Annotated in this window: 24 protein-coding genes and 2 pseudogenes; 11 read left to right on the top strand and 15 right to left on the bottom strand. The window is 65.0% G+C overall.

The genetic code is table 11. The annotated features are described in order from the left end of the window. The first annotated feature begins 195 nt into the window (after window positions 1-195). The 4 genes from QWZ14_RS01435 to QWZ14_RS01420 all read left to right on the top strand — a co-directional run bounded on the left by QWZ14_RS01435 (window position 196) and on the right by QWZ14_RS01420 (window position 2,356). Complete coding sequence (locus tag QWZ14_RS01435; protein ID WP_290314772.1) at window positions 196-441, top strand: hypothetical protein; 246 nt, start codon at window positions 196-198, stop codon at window positions 439-441. A 191-nt stretch (window positions 442-632) separates the two neighbouring features. Beyond that, on the top strand, window positions 633-1,508 hold the full coding sequence (locus tag QWZ14_RS01430) for a DUF932 domain-containing protein (RefSeq protein ID WP_290314771.1): 876 nt from the start codon (window positions 633-635) through the stop codon (window positions 1,506-1,508). A gap of 111 nt (window positions 1,509-1,619) precedes the next feature. Beyond that, the gene (locus tag QWZ14_RS01425; RefSeq protein WP_290314770.1) at window positions 1,620-1,853 is read left to right on the top strand and encodes a hypothetical protein; all 234 of its coding nucleotides are present in this window, start codon (window positions 1,620-1,622) and stop codon (window positions 1,851-1,853) included. Window positions 1,854-2,020: 167 nt separating this feature from the next. Next, window positions 2,021-2,356, top strand: a complete 336-nt coding sequence (locus QWZ14_RS01420; protein ID WP_290314769.1) for a hypothetical protein — start codon at window positions 2,021-2,023, stop codon at window positions 2,354-2,356. A gap of 206 nt (window positions 2,357-2,562) precedes the next feature. Here the strand turns inward: QWZ14_RS01420 and recD2 are convergent. Then, window positions 2,563-4,006 (bottom strand): annotated as a pseudogene (recD2, locus tag QWZ14_RS01415) (SF1B family DNA helicase RecD2); the annotation flags it as partial. Between the two features lie 159 nt (window positions 4,007-4,165). After that, window positions 4,166-5,101, bottom strand: a complete 936-nt coding sequence (locus QWZ14_RS01410; RefSeq protein WP_290314768.1) for a replication protein RepA — start codon at window positions 5,099-5,101, stop codon at window positions 4,166-4,168. Between the two features lie 506 nt (window positions 5,102-5,607). On the opposite strand from QWZ14_RS01410, the gene QWZ14_RS01405 reads away from it, so the two are divergent. Further along, the gene (locus QWZ14_RS01405; protein WP_290314767.1) at window positions 5,608-5,769 is read left to right on the top strand and encodes a hypothetical protein; all 162 of its coding nucleotides are present in this window, start codon (window positions 5,608-5,610) and stop codon (window positions 5,767-5,769) included. Between the two features lie 54 nt (window positions 5,770-5,823). Here QWZ14_RS01405 and QWZ14_RS01400 read toward each other — a convergent pair whose 3' ends face one another. Next, complete coding sequence (locus tag QWZ14_RS01400; RefSeq protein WP_290314766.1) at window positions 5,824-6,771, bottom strand: IS481 family transposase; 948 nt, start codon at window positions 6,769-6,771, stop codon at window positions 5,824-5,826. A 267-nt stretch (window positions 6,772-7,038) separates the two neighbouring features. Here QWZ14_RS01400 and QWZ14_RS01395 point away from each other — a divergent pair, with 267 nt between their 5' ends. Further along, a complete protein-coding gene (locus QWZ14_RS01395; RefSeq protein ID WP_290314765.1) occupies window positions 7,039-7,191 on the top strand; it encodes a hypothetical protein in 153 nt (50 codons plus the stop codon). A 372-nt stretch (window positions 7,192-7,563) separates the two neighbouring features. On the opposite strand, the gene QWZ14_RS01390 is transcribed toward QWZ14_RS01395, so the two are convergent. The 5 genes from QWZ14_RS01390 to QWZ14_RS01370 form a co-directional block, all read right to left on the bottom strand. Continuing rightward, a complete protein-coding gene (locus QWZ14_RS01390; protein WP_290314764.1) occupies window positions 7,564-8,208 on the bottom strand; it encodes a hypothetical protein in 645 nt (214 codons plus the stop codon). 95 nt (window positions 8,209-8,303) lie between these two features. Continuing rightward, entirely contained in the window at window positions 8,304-9,035 is a 732-nt protein-coding gene (locus tag QWZ14_RS01385) for a ParA family protein (RefSeq protein WP_290314763.1), read from the bottom strand. Between the two features lie 327 nt (window positions 9,036-9,362). Continuing rightward, entirely contained in the window at window positions 9,363-9,764 is a 402-nt protein-coding gene (locus QWZ14_RS01380; protein ID WP_290314762.1) for a DUF2442 domain-containing protein, read from the bottom strand. After that, window positions 9,757-9,996 carry a DUF4160 domain-containing protein gene (locus QWZ14_RS01375; RefSeq protein ID WP_290314761.1) on the bottom strand — a complete coding sequence of 80 codons (240 nt, stop codon included), beginning with the start codon at window positions 9,994-9,996 and terminating at the stop codon, window positions 9,757-9,759. The genes QWZ14_RS01380 and QWZ14_RS01375 overlap by 8 nt, the downstream gene beginning before the upstream one ends. Before the next feature lie 141 nt (window positions 9,997-10,137). Then, the gene (locus QWZ14_RS01370) at window positions 10,138-11,367 is read right to left on the bottom strand and encodes a site-specific integrase (protein WP_290314760.1); all 1,230 of its coding nucleotides are present in this window, start codon (window positions 11,365-11,367) and stop codon (window positions 10,138-10,140) included. A gap of 530 nt (window positions 11,368-11,897) precedes the next feature. Between QWZ14_RS01370 and QWZ14_RS01365 the strand changes: the two genes are divergently transcribed. The 4 genes from QWZ14_RS01365 (at window position 11,898) to QWZ14_RS01350 (ending at window position 13,856) form a co-directional block, all read left to right on the top strand. Continuing rightward, entirely contained in the window at window positions 11,898-12,410 is a 513-nt protein-coding gene (locus QWZ14_RS01365; RefSeq protein WP_290314759.1) for a site-specific integrase, read from the top strand. 32 nt (window positions 12,411-12,442) lie between these two features. Next, on the top strand, window positions 12,443-13,027 hold the full coding sequence (locus QWZ14_RS01360) for a hypothetical protein (RefSeq protein ID WP_290314758.1): 585 nt from the start codon (window positions 12,443-12,445) through the stop codon (window positions 13,025-13,027). Continuing rightward, the gene (locus QWZ14_RS01355; protein ID WP_290314756.1) at window positions 13,020-13,265 is read left to right on the top strand and encodes a hypothetical protein; all 246 of its coding nucleotides are present in this window, start codon (window positions 13,020-13,022) and stop codon (window positions 13,263-13,265) included. Before QWZ14_RS01360 ends, QWZ14_RS01355 begins: the two co-directional genes overlap by 8 nt. A 63-nt stretch (window positions 13,266-13,328) precedes the next feature. Beyond that, a complete protein-coding gene (locus QWZ14_RS01350; protein ID WP_290314755.1) occupies window positions 13,329-13,856 on the top strand; it encodes a hypothetical protein in 528 nt (175 codons plus the stop codon). Between the two features lie 229 nt (window positions 13,857-14,085). On the opposite strand, the gene QWZ14_RS01345 is transcribed toward QWZ14_RS01350, so the two are convergent. The 5 genes from QWZ14_RS01345 to QWZ14_RS01325 all read right to left on the bottom strand — a co-directional run bounded on the left by QWZ14_RS01345 (window position 14,086) and on the right by QWZ14_RS01325 (window position 18,318). Then, complete coding sequence (locus tag QWZ14_RS01345; RefSeq protein ID WP_290314754.1) at window positions 14,086-14,238, bottom strand: hypothetical protein; 153 nt, start codon at window positions 14,236-14,238, stop codon at window positions 14,086-14,088. Between the two features lie 410 nt (window positions 14,239-14,648). Next, window positions 14,649-14,942, bottom strand: coding sequence for a hypothetical protein (locus QWZ14_RS01340; RefSeq protein WP_290314753.1), 294 nt, complete (start codon window positions 14,940-14,942; stop codon window positions 14,649-14,651). A gap of 96 nt (window positions 14,943-15,038) precedes the next feature. Next, the gene (locus tag QWZ14_RS01335) at window positions 15,039-15,206 is read right to left on the bottom strand and encodes a hypothetical protein (RefSeq protein WP_290314752.1); all 168 of its coding nucleotides are present in this window, start codon (window positions 15,204-15,206) and stop codon (window positions 15,039-15,041) included. Between the two features lie 812 nt (window positions 15,207-16,018). Beyond that, a complete protein-coding gene (rpsA, locus tag QWZ14_RS01330; RefSeq protein WP_290314751.1) occupies window positions 16,019-17,737 on the bottom strand; it encodes a 30S ribosomal protein S1 in 1,719 nt (572 codons plus the stop codon). 269 nt (window positions 17,738-18,006) lie between these two features. Beyond that, on the bottom strand, window positions 18,007-18,318 hold the full coding sequence (locus QWZ14_RS01325; RefSeq protein ID WP_290314750.1) for an HU family DNA-binding protein: 312 nt from the start codon (window positions 18,316-18,318) through the stop codon (window positions 18,007-18,009). A gap of 281 nt (window positions 18,319-18,599) precedes the next feature. Here QWZ14_RS01325 and QWZ14_RS01320 point away from each other — a divergent pair. Beyond that, window positions 18,600-19,441, top strand: a pseudogene (locus QWZ14_RS01320) (IS5 family transposase). Here QWZ14_RS01320 and QWZ14_RS01315 read toward each other — a convergent pair. Together QWZ14_RS01315 and QWZ14_RS01310 are read right to left on the bottom strand one after the other, a co-directional pair. Next, window positions 19,433-19,591 carry a hypothetical protein gene (locus QWZ14_RS01315; protein WP_290314749.1) on the bottom strand — a complete coding sequence of 53 codons (159 nt, stop codon included), beginning with the start codon at window positions 19,589-19,591 and terminating at the stop codon, window positions 19,433-19,435. The pseudogene QWZ14_RS01320 and the gene QWZ14_RS01315 sit on opposite strands and share 9 nt — an antisense overlap. Before the next feature lie 243 nt (window positions 19,592-19,834). Further along, on the bottom strand, window positions 19,835-21,181 hold a 1,347-nt coding region (locus tag QWZ14_RS01310), incomplete at its 5' end, for an efflux RND transporter permease subunit (protein ID WP_290314748.1).

Here is a 21,181-nt window from a genome sequence, read left to right as displayed (position 1 = left end):
CCTGGTTAGCATCCGGCCTGCCCTGGATACCGGGGCAACCTTCGGAACCCATCTTGTCGGCCTATGGGCTAGGTGCCGTCGCCGCTGTCTCGTGATGGCTTCGCACATGCACCCCGCCAATGTTCGGCCGGGATCACTATTGAAGTTCTAAAGTTTCTAACCTATCCGTGAAGGGCTTGCAGAAGGTCTGCTTTCATGCCCCGCCCCACCGCCGCGTCCGCTCCGCACGATGTGGACAACGCGCCGCCCACCAAGCGACGCCCCGGCCGCCCCTCGCCCGGCGATACCGTACAGGTCACGCTCCGTATTCCTCGCGGTCAGCTCACGCAGCTCGTGGAGGAAGGCGCCAAGCGCACGGCCAGCACCGGTCGCACCGTTACGGCGCAAGCGATCCTTATGGAGCTGGTCGAGGCCAAGTTTCCCCACAAGGTAGCTGGATAATCTGGCGCCACGGCCTCAACCGTGGAGGCTCGCACCGGCCGCGTCAGTGGCCAACGCCGGTTGACCATCACACTCATGAACCCATTGTTTTTTGCTTTTAAACTTTTAAACTGTTGACGAAGGGAGGGAGGGGGCGTATTGTCCTTCTCAGCCGAGGCGTTCTGTTTCGGTGGTTAGAGCAAGGTGCTCCCATGTCGTTCTCCCGTTCCTTTCGTGCCTTTGGATCCACTCGCGCTGCGATGGGCGCCGGCCCGCTTTCAGACGGTGAGCTGATGCAGCTCGCCCCGTCCGCCTTCGCAACCGAGGCCCATTCCTCCCGCTCCTCGCGCTATGCCTACATCCCGACCGCGGACGTGATCGCAGGCCTGCGGCGCGAGGGCTTCGCCCCCGTGCTGGCGCGGCAGACCCGCCCGCGAGACGCCGACCGCAGCGGCCACACAAAGCACCTGATCCGCTTCCGCCACGAGGACCAAGCCAACCAGCTACGCCGCGTCGGCATGACCTTCCCGGAGGTCGTGCTGATCAACTCGCACGATGGAACCAGCGCCTATCACGTCACTGCAGGCGTGTTCCGCCTCGCCTGCCTCAACGGGATGATCGTGGCGGACGGACCGGAACGCTCGGTGAAGGTGCCGCACAAGGGCGACGTGGTGCGTCAAGTGATCGAGGGCAGTTTTGAAGTCCTCGGCGCCTCGCGCCAAGCCATCGAGGCGGCCGATGCCTGGGTCGGCATCACCCTCAACCGCGACGAACAGCACGCCCTCGCGGATGCGGCCCGCGTGATCCGCTTAGGGGATGAGGAAGGTAACGTCGCCTCCCCTATTCAGGCGGAACAATTCTTGACCGTCCGCCGAGCGGCGGACACGGGCGCGGACCTGTGGAGCACCTTCAACCGGGTGCAGGAAAACACCATCCGGGGCGGGCTCCAGGCGTGGGGGCGCGACGGCAATAACCAGCGCCGCCGCGTGACCTCGCGCGAGGTCACGGGCATTGACCAGGATGTGAAGCTTAACCGGGCGCTGTGGATGCTGGGTGAGCGCATGGCGGCCCTCAAGGGCGCCGCCTGACCGGCCGGGGCGGGGATCACTCCCCGCCCCTCCTTTTCCTCTCCTGCGTCACTCCGCCGAAAGCTCCGCACCATGAATTGTCACGCCCTGCCCATCCTGGGCTGTCCGCTCGTGCTCAACGACGACACCGGCAACGGCTTTGCGCTCGGCACCAGCTCGGAAGATCCTGCCTTCCTCTTAGTCGTGATCGAGGATGCGACCGGCCGCGCCATCATCGCCAACCTGATCGACAACGAATGCGAGGCGCTGTTGTTGGCCATACTGAACGAGCGCGCGGCCGTGCGCGCTGCCGCTGCGATCCCGCCTTATCGTGGTGCGCCGGGCACCGCCGGGGCGTCGCCATGACAGCGATGTAGGTGGTGCGGGCGGGCGTCGGCCCGCCCCTGCCGTTCCACTCCGCGCTTTGCCACTGACCGCCCATGGGCGGCCTTCTACGTTGCGGCCGGCGCCGCAGCCGGGCCATTACCGCCCGTATGCCTATGCCCCCGTCTCGCTTCGCGGAATGTCTGGAAATGATCGGCTGGACAAAGCGGGGCCTCGCGCGCCGGCTGCGGGTCGGGCAAGGCGCTGTGAAGCACATGGCCAATGGCCGACACGAAATCCGCGACGACTTCGGTGCCTGGCTGGAAGGGCTGGCGGCGGCTCATGCGCCGCTGTCGCCCGAGCTGCGTGATTTCGCGGACAAGATGGGATGCGACCGGGGGGAATGGGTGCGCTACCCACGTGGCATCCGGCCGTTATCGGACGATGAGGCGGCAGCGCTGCGGCGAGTCGCGGAGGCCCACGCCGCAGCACCTTGGCCGCCGGGATGGGTACCGAAGGGGGAGGAAGCGGACGAAGCGGGCTAGCCTCCCAAACGGTCTAGCGGCAGCGCCAAAGCGCTTTCCATGATGCGAAACTCCGATGTGTGGCACTCGCCAGCCCGCACTGGGATTAGCACGTGTTAATTCGGTTTATCACGTGCTGCACTTCGCCTTAAAAACGCCAATTAAGAATAACCCGATTCTGCATCGGGATCGGCACCTCCCAGCCACTCGCTGAGCTTGGACCAGTGTCAGCGTGCGCTGCCGTTCTTCACCGCGATCGCCAGCGCCCGGCGCTGCCCGACCAGCACCACCAGCCGCTTGCCGCGGGTGACGCCGGTGTAGAGCAGGTTGCGCGAGCATGGTGTAGTGCTGTGTACTCAGCGGGATCACCACCGCCGGGTACTCCGAGCCCTGGCTCTTGTGGATCGTGGTGGCATAGGCCAGCACCAGCTCGTCCAGCTCCCCGAAGCCGTAGACCACCGCCCTGCCCTCGAAGCTGACCACCAGCTCGGCCGCCTCCGGGTCGATCGCCGTGACCAGGCCGAGGTCGCCGTTGTAGACATCCCGCTCGTAGTCGTTGGTCACCTGCATCACCTTGTCGCCGACGCCGTAGCTCCAGCCGAAGCGCTCGACCCGGAGCTCGCCGGGCGGCTTCAGTGCCTGCTGCAGGGCGATGTTCAGCGAGCGCGCGCCCATGCCGCCGCGGTTCATCGGGCACAGCACCTGGATGTCGCGGATCGGGTCGAGGCCGAAGCGCGCCGGGATCCGGGTTCTCACCACCGCCAGCAGCTTGCGGACGCCCTCTTCCGGGTCGGCGGCCGCGACGAAGAAGAAGTCCGAGCCCTCGACCGCCTTGAGCTCCGGCATCTTGCCCGCGTTGATGCGGTAGGCGTTGACGATCACCTGGCTGCTGGCAGCCTGGCGGAACACCTCCTTCAGCCGCACCACCGGCAAGGCGCCGGAGCCGATGATGTCGGCCAGTACCTGCCCCGGCCCGACCGAGGGCAGCTGGTCGACGTCGCCGACCAGCAGCAGCGCCGCCTCGTCCGGCAAAGCCCGCAGCAGGGCCCGCACCAGCGGCACGTCCACCATCGAGGTCTCGTCCACCACCAGCAGCTGGCAGGCCAGCGGGGTTTCCTCGCTCCGTTTGAAGCCCCCGGCCTTGGGGTCAGCCTCGAGCAGGCGGTGGATGGTCCGTGCCTCCAGCCCGGTGCTCTCGCTCAGGCGCTTGGCCGCCCGACCCGTCGGGGCGCAAATGGCCACCTCCACCGCCTTGGCGCGGAGCACCTGCAGGATGGAGTTCACCAGGGTCGTCTTGCCCACGCCCGGGCCGCCGGTGATCACCAGCACCTTGGCTTGCAGCGCAAGCTGCAGCGCCGCGCGCTGGCTCGGCGCCAGCGCCAGCCCGGTGCGGCCCTCGACCCAGGGGATGGCCTTGCCGTCGCTAATCGTCGGCCAGGGCGGCCGTCCCTGAGCCAGGGCGCGCAGCCGCTCGGCGATGCTCTGCTCGATCCGGTACAGCCCGGCCAGGAAGACACAGGGTTCGCCGCCCAGGGTATCTGCCACCACCTCGCCGGCCTCCAGCTCCAGCCCGACCGCCTCCCGAACCAGCTCTGCCTCCACCGCCAGCAACGTGCTGACCAAGCTGACCAGTTCGGTCACCGGCAGGCTGCAATACCCCTCCCCCGTCGCCCTGGTGGTTTTCTCCCGCCTTTGCTGAATCCTTCAGGGCGAATGTTCTGGTGAGCCCAAAGGGCCCCGGCGAATCCTTGGAGTCCGGGTGATTTGGTGAGGGACAGCCCAAGGCGTCTCGTTTCGATGCTGCGAACGTAGGTGATTTGGTGAGCTCGCTTATCCTTGTTGGATAGCCGATAGCCTCGGCGCTACAGGTGGGCGAGATGGCTTCAGGACTACGCCTGCCTCTAGCACCTCGACCTTGGCGTCGGGATATACGGCTAGGGCGAGCTCCAGCGCCTTTGGCCACTTCGACTTAAAGTGGTAGAGCTCCTTGTAGTTGGTGCCGAATTGCGCCTTCAGCGCCTTCCAGGTCACCATCGTGTCGCCCTTCAGCGAGTGCAGCCTGTAGGCTAGCCAGATATAGGCATCCATGGCTGCGCTGTTGTTCGCCAAGGACTTTATGGCGGCCTCCTCCAGCGGCACCGGGTGTTTCCGGAGCTGCTCAAAGTAGCCCTCGGAGAGCTTGGCGACCTCCAAGGACAGGCGTCCCTGCCGTTCGTCCGACTCCTCAATAAACAGCGCTTTGTCGACCACGGATTGGTTCACCAGCGCGCTCGTCCGGCCGCTGCCTGTGATGTGGAAGCTGAGGCGGCAGCGCGAGATCCGTTCCGCCTGCTCCCTGACGCTACGGAAGGCCGACCCGCCGGGTTGGATGCCAAGGCGGGCCATCCACTGCCGCAGGGAGCCGCCAAGCTCGACCTCACGGGAACCCGTCCTCAACGCCTCTGTTTGCAGGAACAGCAGGATGAGTCGGGCATGGGCGCCAAACGGCACGCCAACGCTTTCTAGCAGCCCGTCCTCACCGACCGGGCGCAGGCCGGGCTGCACGACGAGCCGGACCCTCTCAGAAGCTACAGTCCACGGTTCGTCATCCTTAAGTCTGCGATGGGGTAAGGCACACTGAGTCCAACCGGAGTAGACGAAGCCCAAACCCGATTCTTCGTCGGCCATGTACTTCGCGGCTGTCTCGATAACGTCGCGCTCAACGGTCCCGGCGGTGATTGCCTTTGCCTTGCCGACTTCCCGCAGGAGCTTGTGGACCGTCCCCATCGTCGTGGCCTGCTCAAATCGTCTTCATGGATTATAACATGCCTGTTCGGATGGGTTCCTGTCGCCGGGTGTTTTGGTGAGGCAGCTACTAGGGAAGAGATATTAGAAAGTACTACTAGTATGCACGCCAAATCACTCGGGGTAACCGGCGTAAGTTACTGATTTTGCGTTTTGGCCCTCTCCAAATCACTCACTTGGCCTCACCCGTTCACCCGGGATAACTGCCCTGCTCTGTGGAAGCTGGATCAGGTTGGCTCACCAAATCACCCGGCATCCCTCCGCGACTCGGGCGCCTCGTGGCTTGCATGCTGACGACGCAGCCTGAGGGCATGTCGAAGTCCATACCCTGCCGCCGCCAGCACCGTGCCGCGCCCTCGTGCGTCGACACCCTCGTCGGCCGGGGTGCCGGCGCCACCGTCGCCGAGATCGACGGCTCCTAAGGATGCCGCGAGCGGACGGTCCGCCTCGCACTAGACCATTATGTCGACTGCGGCGAGGTGCCGCTGGTGGCCGTGTTCGGCCTGCATCCCCACGATGGGGTGGCCCGCCTGTGCCTGTCCCGCCGCATCCGGGTTGCCTACGAGCGGGGCGTGCCGGCGCAAGGCTGGAAGACGGTTGCCAAGGCCCGCCAGCGGTTTGGGGACGGCTCGCTGGGGTTCATGCCGTGAGGCGGCGGGCTTCATGCAGTGGCACGGCCGTGACCGCAGCGAGTTTGCGCCGCTCTAGGTGTCGTTGCCAAGGACGTTGTCCCTGGTGATGCGGCTGATGGGCGGTTTGCCATTGAGGGCGGAGTGGGGCCTGGTTGTGTTGTAGTCGTTCAGCCAGGGCTGGAGGGCCTTGGTGCGGTCGGCTGAAGTTTGGAACGGTGAGGCGTAGGCCCATTCGCGGATGCTGGTTTGGATGAAGCGCTCGGCCTTGCCGTTGGTTTTTGGGGTGTAGGGCCGGGTACGTTTGTGCTTCAAAGCATGCTCGGCGATGGCCTGGGCGAAGAGCTTGCTTTTATAGGCTGACCCATTGTCGGTCATGACCCGTTGGGCGGTGACGCCATGGCTGCTGAACCAGGCCAGGGCGTCGTGGAGGAAGCGGACAGCGCTGTCCTTGCGCTCATCGGGCATCATGGCGGTGAAGGCCAGGCGGGAGGCGTCGTCGATGGCGACGTGCAGGTACTCCCAGCCCTTGCCGCGGCCGTTGCTCTGGCCGGTGCGGTCGCCGGTGATGCGGTGGCCGATCCCATCGATGCGGCCCAGCTTCTTGATATCGATGTGGATAAGCTCGCCTGGGTGTTCGCGCTCGTAACGGATGACCTCGGGCTTGGGATTGAGCAGGGCCAGGCGGTTGAGGCCGAGGCGGCGCAGCTCGAGGCCAACGCTGGATAGCGCCAGCCCGAGCTGGCGGGCAATGACTGGGCCTGACCGACGCTGCCGACGCAAGGCCTCGATCTGCGCCGTGATGCCCGCAGCCAGGCGCGTCGGGCTCGACGCTGGCCGGGACGAGCGGTCCCGCAGGCCGGCGGCGCCCTCAGCGGCGTGGCGATCCCGCCACTTACGCACGGTGCGCGGGGTGATGCCGAGGCTGGTCGCAACCCCGGCCACGCTCTGGCCTTCGCCGAGCCGGGTCACGATGAGCATTCGACTATGCGGCGTCGTCCGGGCATTCTCATGCGCGTCCATCCGGGGCTCCGGGCTGAGGGTTGCAGGCTTCGCAACCGCAGCTTCCCAGCCCAGCCCCGGAGGGACAACCTTCATAGCAACGACATCTAGGTCGCCCTGCGCAAGAGGCTGGCTTCCCATCTCTGGCGGGACGCCTGGATGGGTGCCGGGCGAGGGGGAAAGTGGCTCTTTTATCAGGGCATTCGCCGTGGCGGAGCGGATGGCCGGAAGCTCCACCGTGCATTCTCGTGGCCCACTGTCCTCTGAAGGAGCCAGGATTTCGCAGCAATGCAGGGAGCTTCGCTGAACCAGAGCGCCGTCCCGACGCTGACAATCCCCGGCGCCTTCGGCCTGCTGTGGGTAGTCGCCATCGCGTGGTCCCAGCTTGCGGCCCGCCCTGGTGAGGAGGAGGCCGAGAGCAAGTCTCCCAGCGGCGAGTGAGGGCCTCCCAGACTGCTGTAACGCGGGCGCAACGCTAGCGTGTCGCTGACACCGAGGCACCAAATTGATCTTGGGTGCCGTCACGACCCACACTAAATCACCCGTTATCCGCGCTATTGGTTCACCAGTTGCCGCATGACCACTGGAAGACGCTGACCTTCATCGCCGCCCTCCGACATAACCGCTTCGATGCACCCTGCATCATCGACGGCCCGATCAACGGCGACCTATTCGCGGCTTATGTCGAGCAGCTGCTCCTGCCCACACGGGCGCCAGGTGATGACGTCATCCTCGGCAACATCGGCAGTAACAAGGGCCAACGTGCTAGACGGGCTATCCGCGGCGCCGGCGCGCATATCCTGACAAGGACATTCAGACGTCTGGCTGGCAGCTCTCATCCATATTGGATCGGACTAATATGACGCCGCCTGCCTCGACCACGCCGTCAATGACGGCACCGAGGCCTTCTCCCTCTTCATGTCCGATCTCGGAGGCGATCTCATGGAGTCTCTGACGGGCCTTCGCTAGTCGAACCTCGAGTTCCGCTATCTCGGTCCTGATGGTGGCCCGTTCCTGAGCGAGCCGCTGACGCTTCGCCAATTTGGGTGCCCGTGCCTTGACGCGAGCCCGCTTCCATTCTTCGACCTCGGCGCGCGTCACATCTGGGCGCACTAGGTTCTGGTCCAGAGCAGCTTGATAATCTTCGGCTGTCAGGGTGACGAGCTTATATGCCGTTGAGTAGGAACGCGGCATCGCGTCGACTGGGAGGCGGTGGCTCTCAATAGCCTCGGCAACCATGCGGAGTTGGTAGGCGACTATGCGCCCGAAAGGCAGGCGGCTGACAATAGCCTCCTCATAGGTTCCCTCGTGCTCCCGGAATGCCTTGCAAAGCCAGCGACCGATGGCGATGAATTTGCTTTGAGCCTCGCGCCAAAGCTTGTCGATCTCGCGAACGATCTCATCAGGATCTTCGGTGTCGTAGGGCTCGTTCTCGAGAAGCGCCTGCCGCTCCGACACGGCGATAGCCTGCTTTGCGGGAGCCTTGGCAGCTGACCTAGAGCGCTTACCGGACACCCCAAATACAGGAGCGGTTGGAACCATCGACGACATATTCAGTCCTCTTCGCCAACCAGGGCCAGTTCGCGGGCAGCGTAACTCCAGACTCCAAGGAAATCTTGCCCCACCACGTCACCTCTAATCTCGAAGTTGCCGAGCCCCTGCTGATGTGAACGGTCAACCGAAGCCGCCTCGCGGACATCCACGGGGCAGAGTGGGCCGGCCTGGAGCAAGCTCTGCTTCGATGAGGCGAATGCGGTCCTGTTGCGAAAAGTGCGGGCCAGTAAGAAGGCGTAATGCACGCCGTCTCGCCTAAGCACCCTGGCCCACTCAACGTTACTCTCTATATCAGCAGTCTGCGGTTGACTGGGTACAAGCACGAGGTCAGAAAATTTGGCCAACGCCCTGATATCAGCGGCGTGGTCCTCCAGACCCGGAGGCGTGTCTACGACAACCAAGTCGAACCGTCCGCTTTGTACGACCGCTCGAATGGCCTTGGCGCCGCCCCTAAGCGGCATCGGTCGGCACTCAATGGCAGGCGCAGCCTTGGGTCGACGCTGATGCCATTTGGTCAGCGTCCGCTGAAGGTCCAAATCGATCACGGCAACTCGAAGACCAGCATGTGCCGCAATGACGGCGATGTTTCGAACGGTGGCCGTCTTGGTCGCGCCTCCCTTGGCTGCACTAACCGTAATTAGTTTCGCGTGCTTCGCAACTGCTGCCAATTCGCCGGGAGCACCCTTGCCCTCCGCTGCACTGTCGAATGGTGCCGCCTGTAGTGCCACCATATCCAGATCCCCCGATCCAGTCCCCTCTGCCACTCGTAGGACAACCGGAAATGGTCTGTGAAGACCATAAATGGCAGGGGTGCTTCATCTATTGGTCAACACGCTAAATGTAGTGCTTAATGTTGGACCGGTCCAACATGGCGGGCGGCCAATGTCGGATAAGAAAGCCGGTGGCAGTCCTGTGGGTTCTGTCAGCACTTGCGCCAAATTTGACGTCACGGGATGGAAGACGGAATTTTGCCTACGCCAACTTGAGGATGGCGAGCGTAGCAGTGGCACGACGAGAATGAAGCATGCGACGGTAATGCCCCCGTTCCAGCAACCAATCTATGCCGAGCGACGTGGACGGCCGCCTTTGGTGCCGTTCGCCCGTGCCGCTGCGGCCTTCGCGCTTGAGGTTATTCGTCCGGCACGCCGGGCCATTTGGGAGGCTGTCCCGAGCAGACCAGCGAGTAGGCCTGGGACCGACAAGTCTACATCAAGCGCCTTCCAATGGAGGCCAGATCCCGTTCCGAGCATCTGAACCTGTGCCAGTTCATCTGCTGTCGCCATCTCCAGCCCCTGTGCCAAGCGTGGCGGGAAGGCAAAGGTACAGCCATTGGTAAGATCGACAATCACTCGGTCGAGCTGCCGGTCGTAGCGCACGCTCGCCGCCCTGGGCTCGGCAAGACGGACAGCCTCGCCACGCGCAAGGGCGGTATTGATCTGGTCATCAGTGATCTCAGCCATGAATCTTCTCCCACTGGGCAAGCAAGGCAGCCTGCTCCTCGGTCACGATGCGCATGGCTCGGCGGATCTCACCGCGGCTCATACCGTCCGCCCAAATCAGCATAGGCGAGCCGTTAATGCCAAGGAGGTTGATCTTCGCCTCGCCGTCTCCGAATACGTGCACATGAGCCGGGTCATGGTCGTTGACATAGATGACCACTCGAAAACCCTGGGCCCGTAGCACCGTCACCATTTCGACCTCATAACCTAACAGGATGGGTTATACAAGAGATTTAGATGCCGTGTTCTGGCTAGCAGGGTCGGCTGTCGGCCCCATAAGATGCCTTGGAAGGGTAGGGAAAGCCGCCTGAGCTTAGGCTGAAGATCCTATTCATCATCTGCGGCAGGCTTTAGCCCCCAATCCTGACATGCGTTTCCCGTGGTTACGGGGCTGGCCTTGCCTGTCTCGAACCTCCGCATCAGCATCCTTGGATGGCGGGCTTTTGGTGACATTACCGCTGGCATCCTCCCAAACCTTTTGCGAGGCATTGTTGCGCCAAAGTTCGGCGGGCCGGAGGTAGCCAAGCGCCACCTCAGCGGAGCGATGCCGGGTCTGCCGCATGACCGCGGCGAGGTCGGCACCAGCCTCGCCGGCGGCGGTGGCGAGGCCGGCGCGGAGCGAGTGGCCGGAGTAGCCCTCGGGGTTGGCTAGGCCGGCGTCGCGGGCGGCCTGCTTGACCAGGCGCCAGACCGCCTTGTCGGAGAGGGCCGCGGCGGAGAGCCGGCCGGCTTTGCTCAGCCCGACGAACAGCGGCAGGGCGGCGTCGGAGGCGCCGCCGGTGCGGTCGCTGGCACCCTGACGAAAGACTAGCCAATCCTGCAGCGCCCGGGCCGGGCAGAGGGTGGGCTCCCTGGGATTGGCCGAGAGGGCGATGGCCTGGCCGGCGCCGCGCTGATCTGTCTTCGAGCGGCGGATCAGCAGGCGGAGGCCGCGTTGCGGCACCGCCTCCACATCGCCGAGGGCCAGCCCGACCAGCTCCGAGCGGCGCAGCGCCCCGGCGAAGCCCAGCAACAGCAGCGCCCGGTCGCGGGCGCCGAGTGGTGTCTCCGGCCCCGGTCGGGTGGCGAGCATCCGTCGCAGCACCTCGGGCCCGGCGGCGGTCGCCTGCTTGGCCGGGCGGGAGCCCTTGGTGCGGGCGATGCCCTCGAGCAGCATGACCAGGCGGGGGTGGCGGAGGTCGAGGGCGATGCCGGCGAGGCGGTGGGCGGCCTGGATGGCGGCCAGTGCCACGCGGAGGCTGGAGAGGCTGAGGCCGCGGTCGGCGGCGTGGACCGCGTACATGGCGATGGTCTCGGGGTCGCCGGCGAGCGGCGGCCGGCCGAGGCCGTTGCACCAGGCCTCGTAGGCCCGCCAGGCGGAGCGGTAGGTGCGGCGGGTGCCGTCGCCGCGGGCGCGTGTCGCATAGACCGCGGCGCGAGCGGCGAGCGCCTGCAGGGTCGCGGCCTGCTCGGGTGTGCCGGGCACCTGGAGGTCGCCGAGCAGGCTGGTCGAGAGGATGACGGTGCCTAGGCCGGTGGCGGGGTCTTGGGGCAGGGCAGGGGGCTCGGCGGTGAGATCGGACATGGCTGTGAGGCTAGCGTCTGTTGGTAGTGTCCGAAAATAGCGTTTAGCGGACGGAATGGGGGCGGGAAATAGCGAAATACCGTCCGAGCTGAAAAGAGTGACCGATATCAATAGGTTACAGACATGCGGGCGCTGAGATATATTTTATCGTGCGTTCATACTAGTAGCAGCCCGATTGCCGCAGTCGAGCCCGCCGTGGCAGGCTCGCGCGGCCGCCGGCAGGACCGAACCGGGGCAGGGGACCCAGCGCCATCACCATCCACAACGCCACCACCGGGCGCCCACAGTCGGCGCATACCCGCCGCGCCTATGCCGCCGATTGGCAGGCCTTCGCCGCGTGGTGCGCGGCCGCCGGGCAGCCGACGCTGCCAGCCACCCCGGACGCCGTTGCCGGGCACCTCGCCAGCCTGGCCGGCAGGCTTGGGCCGAGCGGCCTGCGCCGTCGGCTGGCGGCGATCGCCGACCGGCACCGCCGGGCCGGCCAGGCATGGGACCCAGCCCAGCCGCTGATCCGCGCCGCCCTGCGCGACTTGGTCGCGGCGCGTGTCACCCCGGTGCGCTCCGCCATGGCGCTGGGCGAGGCCGCGCTCCGGCCGCTGCTGGCCAGCTGCGGCGAGGACCTGGCCGGGCGGCGCGACCGGGCACTGTTCCTGCTGGCCCAGGCCAGCGGGTTGCGCCGCGCCGAACTGGTCGCGCTCGACCGCGAGCAGCTGCGCTTCACCGCGGCGGGGGTGGTGCTGGAGATCGGGCAGGACGTGCTGGAGCTCGCCCGTTCCCCTGACTCGGACCGCTGCCCGGTTTGCGCCCTGGAGGTCTGGCTGCGGCAGGCACGGATCGACTACGGCGCGGTCTTCCGCCGGGTGACCGCGGCGGGAACGCTGGAGAACCGGCTCAGCCCGCAGGGGGTCTGGCGTATCCTTCGTCGCCGCGCCGGTCTGGCCAGGCTTCGCGTCCCCGTCGGCAGCCGCCTCTCACCGGATGGACTGCGGGCCAGTCCTCGCGCCCCAGCCGCATTGCCCGCCAGCCCGCCGAGGCGGCAGTGACGACCATGCCGCCCGAGTCAGGCAGCGGTCCCATGCCCCTTGCTCCCGCCGACACCGACTGGCTGTGCAACACCCTCGGCGTCAGTGGCGCCACCGAGGCCGTGGCACGCTTCCAGGCCGCTGCCAGGGGAAGTGGGATCATCCCCTGGCAGCGCGACCTCGACCGGATGGAGGAGGACTGGTTTCTGCCCATGGCCGCCCCCGCCGACGGGGTGCGGGCCATCAGCCTGGCCGGGGCGCGGATCCTGGCGCGGCGACTGCGCGACTCGGTCGCCCTGCAGCAGCAGCGCGCCTTGCTGCGCGCCGCCACCGATCAGCGTTGCCTCTTCGATCTGAACCGCCTGCTGCCGGTTCCCCTCGCCATTCTTCGGCTCGGGCCCGAGGAGCCGCAGAGTCGGGACTGGCTCTGGCACCACTGGGGCACCACCCGCGCCCTCCGTCACGTCCGCCTGCTGCCCAGCCCGGCCGATCGCCGCAACCGCCGGACCGATCACTGGCTGGTGGAGTTCTGGTCGGCCGACTGGTCGCCCTGGCCGGCGCTCCGAACCCTCCGCCGCGCCTGGCCGGACCTGACCCTCACTCTGCGACCGCACTACAGCGAAGCCGCCGATGGCTGAGCCGGAGCCGGACTGGCCCGAGGCCGGGCAGGGGAGGGCGGCGATGGCACCGGCCGGCGAGGCGATGCCGCGGCTCAACGTGGCGGGCTTCGAGGGGCCGCTCGACTTCCTGCTCGAGATGATCCGCCGCCACCGCGTCGACCTCGGGCCGCTGTCGATCGTCGCCCTCACCGACCAGCTCGTCGCCGCCCTCGAGGACAGTGCCCATCGCGTCCCGCTCGAGCGCCGCAGCACCTAGCTGGTTGCGGCCAGTGACCTCGTCCTGCTCAAGGCCCGTCTGCTCTGCCCGGAAACCCCCGCCATGGCCGAGGCTGCCGCGGCCGAGGCAACCCGGCGGCTGGGCCAGCTGACCGAGCTGGCGCGCATGCGCGCCGCCGCCGAATGGCTCGCCGCCCGGCCGCAGCTCGGCCTGCGGGTCTTTGCCCGGGGGCAGATGGAGCGGCAGGCAAGGCCCCAGGCGGAGCTCTACGTCGCCCTCCTCGAGGCAACGCTCGCCATGCTCGAGGGGAGGGAGGGACAGCCGGCCCAAGCCCCGGCCTACCAGCCGGCCCTGCTCGACCTCTGGCGCGTGCCGGAGGCCATAGAGCATGTCACCCAGCTGCTTAGGCAGCGGCCGGAGGGGCTGCCGCTCGCGGACTGTCTGCCGCCGGTCCTGCCGGGCACGGTGCGATGCCAGCTGCAGCAGCAAGCGGCATTGGCAAGCACCTTGGTCGCCAGCCTAGAATTGGCCCGCGACGCCATGCTGGAGATGAACCAGGCGGTAGCCTTCGGGAGCATCAGCCTCAGGCCAAGGCCAGACCACAACTACGGCCCGGACAGCGCCGTATGAAAGTCGCCAGCGCATCGGGCACAAACGCGAAACCTCGCTCTGCGCCGCGGTCAGCCATACCGGCTACGAACCGGACGTCAGCCGCCACACTTTCAGCTTCCCAATGGCCACCAGCGGGAAGGGACGCGGTGGCTGCGGCGAATCTGCGCCGTCGCGAAAAAGGGCGGGGATGCCCGCCCTTCTGCCTGTCGTTTATGGGCCGCGGCATTCCGGCCGCGGCGGAAGGAGGTCAGTCCACTTCCTGCGCCGCGCCGGCCGGCATCAGGCCGGCCCCATGCAGAAACCCGCCACGCTCCATGTCGCGGCGGATCGCGGCGCCCCAGACCACCAGCGTGACGCTGGCGGCCAGGCTGACCAGACCCATCACTGCGGACATCATCATCATTATTCTCCTTCGCCGCGGCCCGGTCGGCGCCTCATGCGCCTGGCCTGGCATTGCGTCGATTCCAACCCACCGAAGATGGGCATTCGCCTCGCGGGACCCAAGCCAGTCCGGCCTTTGGCTGGCTGCGTACCCAGCCCGCCAGCCATGCCGGAACGGCAGGGGTCAGGTCCTTGCCACCACCGGTCAGCCGAGAGGGAAGGTGCGCTCCGAAGAATTGTTGGGTAAGCCGAGGAGCCGGCAGTTACAAAAAGTGTCGGAATTTTATTGATGGCTCATCTACTGGAGCCTCTATAGTCCAACCATATTTGGTCAATCGGGGGGGTTGCTGACCAAGACCAGCATGAGTCTCAGTCCAACGCAGCTTATGTTAGTCGACTGGAGCACAACCGCCTTAGTTAATGACTCTCTCACCGTAACTTTAGAGATAACAATTGAAGCTCACTCCAAACCAAATTGACGCCGCTCGTGCCTGCGGCTGTGAGTTCGTCGCTGCTACACCGTCGGAGGTGCAGAGGCTGACAATGCAGCGCCGGATCTTTCACATCGGCGATCAGGCAATGCTGGCCACCCGGAATGGGAGCTACTTCGAGACCATCGGGACCTTTGCTCAGATGGTCGAGCCGCATTTGCGCGAACTGGCCAGACATGCCGCTGTTACAATCGGTCCGCTCGCTCCAGTAGCGGCAGCACAGGATGATCATGCAGCAGTTGCTGCAGCCACATCTGTGGTGCCCGCTTCCCCGGCGCTCACCAAGCCCAACCATGAGGTCGTGCCTGACAGATCGTCACCACCCGGCTCAGTGGCCGATGCGGTGACCGTCGCGGCCGAAGCGGTGCCAGATAAGGATAGCGAAGCGTCCCCGGAATGCGGCATCGATGTCGGTATACAGGCTCAGCCCAAACGAGGGCGTGGCCGGCCGCGAAAGCACCCCGTGCCCGCCTTTCACGAACAGAAGGTCGAGCATCTGGCTATTTCGCCAACACCGGCTGCGGCGATCCGCCGGCAACGCGGGCCTGGGCGGCCAAGGCTAGAGACAAAGATGTTCAACGACGAGGTTGCAGTATCTGCAGCGACTGATGAACCGGGGGCTATCATCGATGTGCCGACAAACATGCTGTCGGGTGGAGATGAGCTACCGGCACCGCAAAAGGCACCATCTCCGCGTCCGCCCCGCGTTCGTGGCCCAAAGGTTCCACGGTGGATGATTGCCGGCTTGGCCAGGCGCGGACGGCTCAAGTAACAGCGACCGCCTTGGCAGGCTGTGGAAACGTAGTGAGTTTGGGTCTCAACGACAAATCTGGTCAGCACCAGCTTGCTGCATCTCTCCGCCTGACCGTGCGAAAGGCGCGGGCGAAGAATCTGGCCACTTCGCAGGTCGTGCACGACCAGGCCCCACTCGACCGCTCCATCACGCATGCCGCCTATGCGGCGTGCTGGATCATGGCGCGAGGACGCTTGGAACGAACATCTGGAGGACATATGCCCGCACGGCCCTGCTGGCCGGCGTGGCAATGATGGCGACGGTCGGCGCGCTCGCCGGGCCGCAGGACTATGAGTTGCGGGCCAACACACCACCCTAAGGCGGCCATCCAGGGTGGGTTGAAAGGAGCGCGATGACCACCCTGTCACCCTCGCTTGGCCTCGCACCGGCCACTGGATGCTGGATCCCGCACAGGAGGCCCGTGCTGCCATCGCGGACTTGCCGAGATCACTGCTTGGTTGCGCCTCGGCCAAAGCCGGAATTTCACCATCTCCGCAGGCGGTCAAGGTGGCGTCTCACTCGCTGGTGTTAGCTTGGTTCCTGCGGCGCATTGCTGCGCCAAGGATGTCACCGAGTGATGCACCGCCCTCCGAGCTGCCATACTCGGCAACCGCTTTACGGTCCTCTTCAACCTCCTTGCCTTTGATGGTCAAGGTGAGACGACGCGCTGCGCGATCCACCATTACAACCCGAGCGTCAACCCGTTGGCCGACCGCGAAGCGGTCCGGGCGTTGCTCCTCACGGTCACGCGCCAACTCGGCGCGGCGGATAAAGCCTGAGAGCACGTCCTCGACCCGTACTTCGATGCCGTTGACCTGCACCTGGGTAACAACGCATGTTACGACGTCGCCCTTGCGGACCTTGTCGAGCACTTCGGCGGCCGGATCAGCCTCAAGCTGCTTGACGCCCAGCGAGATGCGCTCCTTCTCCACGTCGACATCAAGGACTTTCGCCTTGATGATGTCGCCCTTGTTCAAGTTCGCCATCGCGGCTTCGCCAGCGACGTCCCAGGACAAGTCGGACATGTGGACCATGCCATCGATGTCCGCGCTGACTGCAATGAACAGGCCGAACTCGGTGATGTTGCGGATCTCGCCTTCGATCACGGAGCCGGTCGGGTTGGCTTCCTGGAAGACTTCCCAGGGATTGCCGCGCCCCTGCTTGAGGCCCAGCGAGATGCGACGCTTTGACTCGTCCACGTCGAGGACCATAACGTCCACTTCCTGCGAAGTGGCGACGATCTTGCCCGGATGGACGTTCTTCTTGGTCCAGGACATCTCGTTGACGTGCACAAGACCCTCGACCCCCGGCTCCAGTTCCACGAAGGCACCGTAGTCGGTGATGTTGGTGACGCGGCCGCTGAACTTGCCGCCGGCAGGATATTTGACGGCAACGCCTTCCCACGGATCGGTCATCAGCTGCTTCATGCCGAGGCTGATGCGCTGGGTCTCGCTATTGAAGCGGATGATCTGCACTTTCACCGGCTGGCCGATGGTTAATACTTCGGAGGGATGGAGGACACGCCGCCAAGCCACATCGGTCACGTGCAGCAGACCGTCGACGCCACCGAGGTCCACGAACGCACCGTAGTTGGTAAGGTTCTTGACCACGCCGTCGAGGATCATGCCTTCCTTCAGGCCTTGGATGAGCTCGTTGCGCTGTTCGGCGCGTGTCTCATCCATTACTGTACGGCGGCTGACCACGATGTTGCCGCGGGCGCGGTCCATTTTGAGAATCTGGAAAATTTGCGGACGACCCATGAGCGAGCTGACGTCGCGCATCGGCCTCGTATCGACCTGAGAGCCGGGCAAAAAGGCGCTTACACCGCCAAGATCGACGGTGAAGCCGCCTTTAACATAGCCAATGATTAGGCCGCTGACATGCTGTTTTGCTTCGAACGATTTTTCGACAGTGGTCCAGGCTTCCTCGCGGCGCGCCTTCTCCCGACTTAGCTTGATTGAACCATCAGCGTCTTCGTAACGCTCGACGTAGATATCAATCCGGTCGCCAACACTAAGGCTGACCGCCACTCCAGGTGGCGCAAACTCGCGGAGCGGAACCCGCCCCTCGCTCTTCAGCCCGACATCGATAACGGCCACATCACCATCGATACGAAGCACGAGACCGTTCAGGACTGAACCGGCGAAGGCGGTGTTAGCCCCCATGTGGGCATCGAGCAAAGTGGCGAAGTCGGCCTCTTCGGCCAGAGGAGAGGAACTGGTGGCGGTGGCCATGGAAGTGTGCTTCCGGAGAGCCAAACGGGTAGCCGCTGGTCTCTGTATGCGTATCGGCGAGAAATCCCGCAGATACGACTGAAACGTCGATGCCCAACTTGGGCCACAGCGTCCTGTTGAAAAATGAGGCGGTACTTTAGTTTATCTCGAACTAACGCATCTCCAGTTCTAACTTGGCGAGTGTCATTCGATCAGTCAAACATCAGATGCGTGGAAGACGGGGTGAAAGAACGACGACGTATTACTTACCTCTTAACCGGCCCAATCTATCAGGCTTTTGACGCTTTCCGCTTAGTTTTTCTCATCCCGGCCAGAGCAGCAGCTTTGAGTGCCGGGCTGGCTTTGAAGCGAACGGTCGCACCGGCTTTCACCGCTATCTTCTCCCCGGTTCTAGGATTCAGCGCAGTGCGCTTGGCGGTTTTGCGGACAATGAAGGCACCAAAGTCGGGAATAGTATAGCGGCCAGTCTCAACGATTTCGCTTTTGATTGCCTCGATGATATCGGAAGCCAGGCCGCTGGCCTGAATTGTCGGCATCTCAGTCGCCTTAACGATAACGCCGGCCAGAAATTTCTTCGACACGCCCTGACTCCTGTTGAACCGAAGGTGACATAACGTACCCTATACCGGGTGTCAGGGAGATAGTTACTGCCACCTCGAGCTCGACTTTAACTATTTTCCCGAGTTGAAACAGCGAAGCGGGAGATCGGCCAGACTGCAGAGGTCCCGGAAGAGGAGCCTACCACGCCGCGCTTGCGAACACGCGTCGACGTAATGATCTCAGAGCCCATCCGGAAAGGAATTAAATCGATTGAGTCGGAACTGATTCGCTGGCCCTGCGGGCGACTCGCGGGGGCAGACGGATGGCGTGGACGGCGGAACATCGACGTGCGGCGGACCGGCGTGGCCTGCGCTACCCGTCTGACTTGACGGATGCCGAGTAGGCGCTGGTAGGGCCGCTAATCAGGCCAGCGAAGCACGGCGGCAGGCCTCGCAAGGTGGACGTGCGTGAGGTGCTGAGCGCGGTGTTCTACGTGCTTTCCGCTGACTGCCAGTGGAGCGCACTGCCAAAGGACCTGCCACCAAAGAGCACGGTGTGGGACTACTTCTCCCGCTGGGAATGGGAAGGCACCATCGAGCGTATCCACCACGCGCTATACGTCGCGGTGCGCGAGGGGACGGGACGCGAGGCCAGCCCGACAACGGCGATCATCGACAGCCAGACGGCGAAGGCGGCGCAAAAGGGGGCTCTACACTCGACCTGTCCGGCTACGACGCGGGCAAGAAGGTCGTCGGTCGCAAGCGCCACCTGCTGACCGACACCATGGGCATGCTGCTCGCGGTCATCGTGCATCCCGCCAGCGTGCAGGACCGCGATGGGGCCGAACCGCTCCTGCGCCAGGCGCGGTAGCTGTTCCTCTTCATCGAGCGCATCATCGGTGACGGGGGCTATGGAAGGCCGAAGATGGCCGCCGCCGTCACCCGCACGGGCACGTGGAAGATCGAGATCGTCCGCCGCTGCGACAGGCACAAGTTCGTCGTACTGCCAAAGCTTTGGATCGTGGAGCGCACCATCGGATGGATTAGCCGCAACCGCCGCCTCGCCCGTGAATTCGAGCGGCACTGCCGCATCGCCACCGCCTTCGTCCGCATGGCCATGATCCGCATCATGCTACGGCGGCTGGCCGCAAAGCCCTCAGCATGAAGGCGAACTTCCCAGATGGGCTCTCAGGCCATTCTCCCGGATGCCCGGCGGGTAGCCCTTGATGTAGCCGGGATCGAGCGGTGTCCTGTCGAAGGGCGGCGAGAACAGCAGTGCAACGCCTTTACGTGGGTGGATCAACTCGCGGTCCATCGCCGCCATCGCCTACGCAGCGCGTGCCGGGTCGCCCGCGCCGGACCGCACTGCCCAGGATTGCGCGATAGAAGCGATCCGGCATTCCTCGCTGGTGGCCGAGCCCAGCGGCGTTCCGTCGTCGTACAACCGGCAGCGTATTCATTCGGCTATTGGCTACAAAACACCAGCCGACATGGACAACTCGCCGCGGCCGCGTAGGCCGTAACCCGTATCCACTCAAACTTAAACGGGGGAAGGTCATCAAGGGCCTCCACCCGCCAACTGTCCAACCCCTAACGTTGCCACCAGGGCGGGCGTCCTATGGCTGCCGAAGCGCAGATAGAGCGCAGGCAGCACCAGTAGGGTCAGCAGCGTCGCACTCACCAGCCCGCCGATCACCACGGTGGCGAGTGGCCGTTGCAACTCGGCACCGGTGCCAGTAGCGATCGCCATCGGCACGAAGCCGAGCGAGGCCACCAGGGCCGTCATTGCCACCGGCCGGAGCCGAGTCATCGCCCCCTGCAGCAGCGCCACGCGCGCCGGCAGCCCCTCGGCAATTAATTGCTTCACGTATGTCAGCATCACCAACCCGTTCAGCACCGCGACGCCCGATAGGGCGATGAACCCGACAGCGGCTGTGACCGAGAAGGGCATGTCACGCAGCCAGAGCGCGAGGATGCCGCCGGTGAGCGCAAGCGGTACGGCGCTGAACACCAGCAAGGCGTCGCGGGGGCTGCCCAGCGCCGAGTTCAGCAGCAGGAAGATGAGGAAGAAGCAGGCCGGCACCACCAGCATCAACCCCTCCCGCGCCGCCGCCAGGTTTTCAAACTGCCCGCCCCAAGCGATCCAGGACCCGGCGGGCAGTGCCACCTCGCTGGCGATGCGCGCCTGCGCCTCGGCCACCACCCCGCCCATGTCGCGGCCGCGCACGTTGGCGGTCACCACCACCCGCCTGCGGCCGTTCTCCCGACTGATCTGGTTCGGTCCCTCGGTCAGGTCGAAGCGCGCTACTAGGCGCAGCGGAATGGTGGCGGCCGGTATGTCCGCTGCGGTCGCGGGCAGCGCGATCGGCAGGTCCATCAGCACCTCAATGTCGTTGCGCAACGCATCGGGCAGGCGGACGATGATGGGGAAGCGGCGGTCGCCCTCGAAGACCAGCCCGGCCTCCTGGCCGCCGATGGCAGTGCCGATCGCCTCCTGCACCGCGGCCATGGTCAGGCCGCGCCGTGCCAGCTCGGCTCGGTCGATGCGAATGTCGAGCAGCGGCAGGCCGGTCGCCTCCTCCACTTTGACATCGGCAGCGCCTTCGGTCTCGCGCAGGATCCCTGCGATCTGATGCGCCGAGCGCAGCATGGCTGGGAAGTCGTCGCCGAAGACCTTGACGGCGAGGTCGTCACGCACGCCGGCGATCAGCTCGTTGAAGCGCATTTGGATGGGCTGCGAAAAGCCGATATTGGTGCCAATCAACTTCACTACCTCGGCCTCGATAAGCGCGATCAGCGCCTCCTTGCCCAGTCCGGGGTCAGGCCATTCGGCTTCGGGCCGCAAGATGATGTAGGCGTCCGACGCATTACTCACCAGTCGGTAACATAGGCGACACTTGGCGCC

Origin of the sequence: Paeniroseomonas aquatica (genome assembly GCF_030409335.1) — a bacterium.
Lineage (GTDB): Bacteria > Pseudomonadota > Alphaproteobacteria > Acetobacterales > Acetobacteraceae > Belnapia > Belnapia aquatica.
The sequence above is the reverse complement of the archived record's forward strand: the minus strand, read 5'-3'. Positions and strand labels throughout refer to the sequence as shown.

Excerpts from the sequence above, each read along its gene's own strand:
- QWZ14_RS01435 (WP_290314772.1), top strand. The coding sequence starts at position 196 with ATGCCCCGCCCCACCGCCGCGTCCGCTCCGCACGATGTGGACAACGCG.
- QWZ14_RS01430 (WP_290314771.1), top strand. The coding sequence starts at position 633 with ATGTCGTTCTCCCGTTCCTTTCGTGCCTTTGGATCCACTCGCGCTGCG.
- QWZ14_RS01420 (WP_290314769.1), top strand. The coding sequence starts at position 2,021 with ATGATCGGCTGGACAAAGCGGGGCCTCGCGCGCCGGCTGCGGGTCGGG.
- QWZ14_RS01410 (WP_290314768.1), bottom strand. The coding sequence starts at position 5,101 with ATGGGGACGGTCCACAAGCTCCTGCGGGAAGTCGGCAAGGCAAAGGCA.
- QWZ14_RS01400 (WP_290314766.1), bottom strand. The coding sequence starts at position 6,771 with ATGGACGCGCATGAGAATGCCCGGACGACGCCGCATAGTCGAATGCTC.
- QWZ14_RS01395 (WP_290314765.1), top strand. The coding sequence starts at position 7,039 with ATGCAGGGAGCTTCGCTGAACCAGAGCGCCGTCCCGACGCTGACAATC.
- QWZ14_RS01385 (WP_290314763.1), bottom strand. The coding sequence starts at position 9,035 with ATGGTGGCACTACAGGCGGCACCATTCGACAGTGCAGCGGAGGGCAAG.
- QWZ14_RS01380 (WP_290314762.1), bottom strand. The coding sequence starts at position 9,764 with ATGGCTGAGATCACTGATGACCAGATCAATACCGCCCTTGCGCGTGGC.
- QWZ14_RS01375 (WP_290314761.1), bottom strand. The coding sequence starts at position 9,996 with ATGGTGACGGTGCTACGGGCCCAGGGTTTTCGAGTGGTCATCTATGTC.
- QWZ14_RS01370 (WP_290314760.1), bottom strand. The coding sequence starts at position 11,367 with ATGTCCGATCTCACCGCCGAGCCCCCTGCCCTGCCCCAAGACCCCGCC.
- QWZ14_RS01360 (WP_290314758.1), top strand. The coding sequence starts at position 12,443 with ATGCCCCTTGCTCCCGCCGACACCGACTGGCTGTGCAACACCCTCGGC.
- QWZ14_RS01355 (WP_290314756.1), top strand. The coding sequence starts at position 13,020 with ATGGCTGAGCCGGAGCCGGACTGGCCCGAGGCCGGGCAGGGGAGGGCG.
- QWZ14_RS01350 (WP_290314755.1), top strand. The coding sequence starts at position 13,329 with ATGGCCGAGGCTGCCGCGGCCGAGGCAACCCGGCGGCTGGGCCAGCTG.
- QWZ14_RS01345 (WP_290314754.1), bottom strand. The coding sequence starts at position 14,238 with ATGATGATGTCCGCAGTGATGGGTCTGGTCAGCCTGGCCGCCAGCGTC.
- QWZ14_RS01340 (WP_290314753.1), bottom strand. The coding sequence starts at position 14,942 with ATGATCATCCTGTGCTGCCGCTACTGGAGCGAGCGGACCGATTGTAAC.
- QWZ14_RS01335 (WP_290314752.1), bottom strand. The coding sequence starts at position 15,206 with ATGCTCGACCTTCTGTTCGTGAAAGGCGGGCACGGGGTGCTTTCGCGG.
- rpsA (WP_290314751.1), bottom strand. The coding sequence starts at position 17,737 with ATGGCCACCGCCACCAGTTCCTCTCCTCTGGCCGAAGAGGCCGACTTC.
- QWZ14_RS01315 (WP_290314749.1), bottom strand. The coding sequence starts at position 19,591 with ATGGACCGCGAGTTGATCCACCCACGTAAAGGCGTTGCACTGCTGTTC.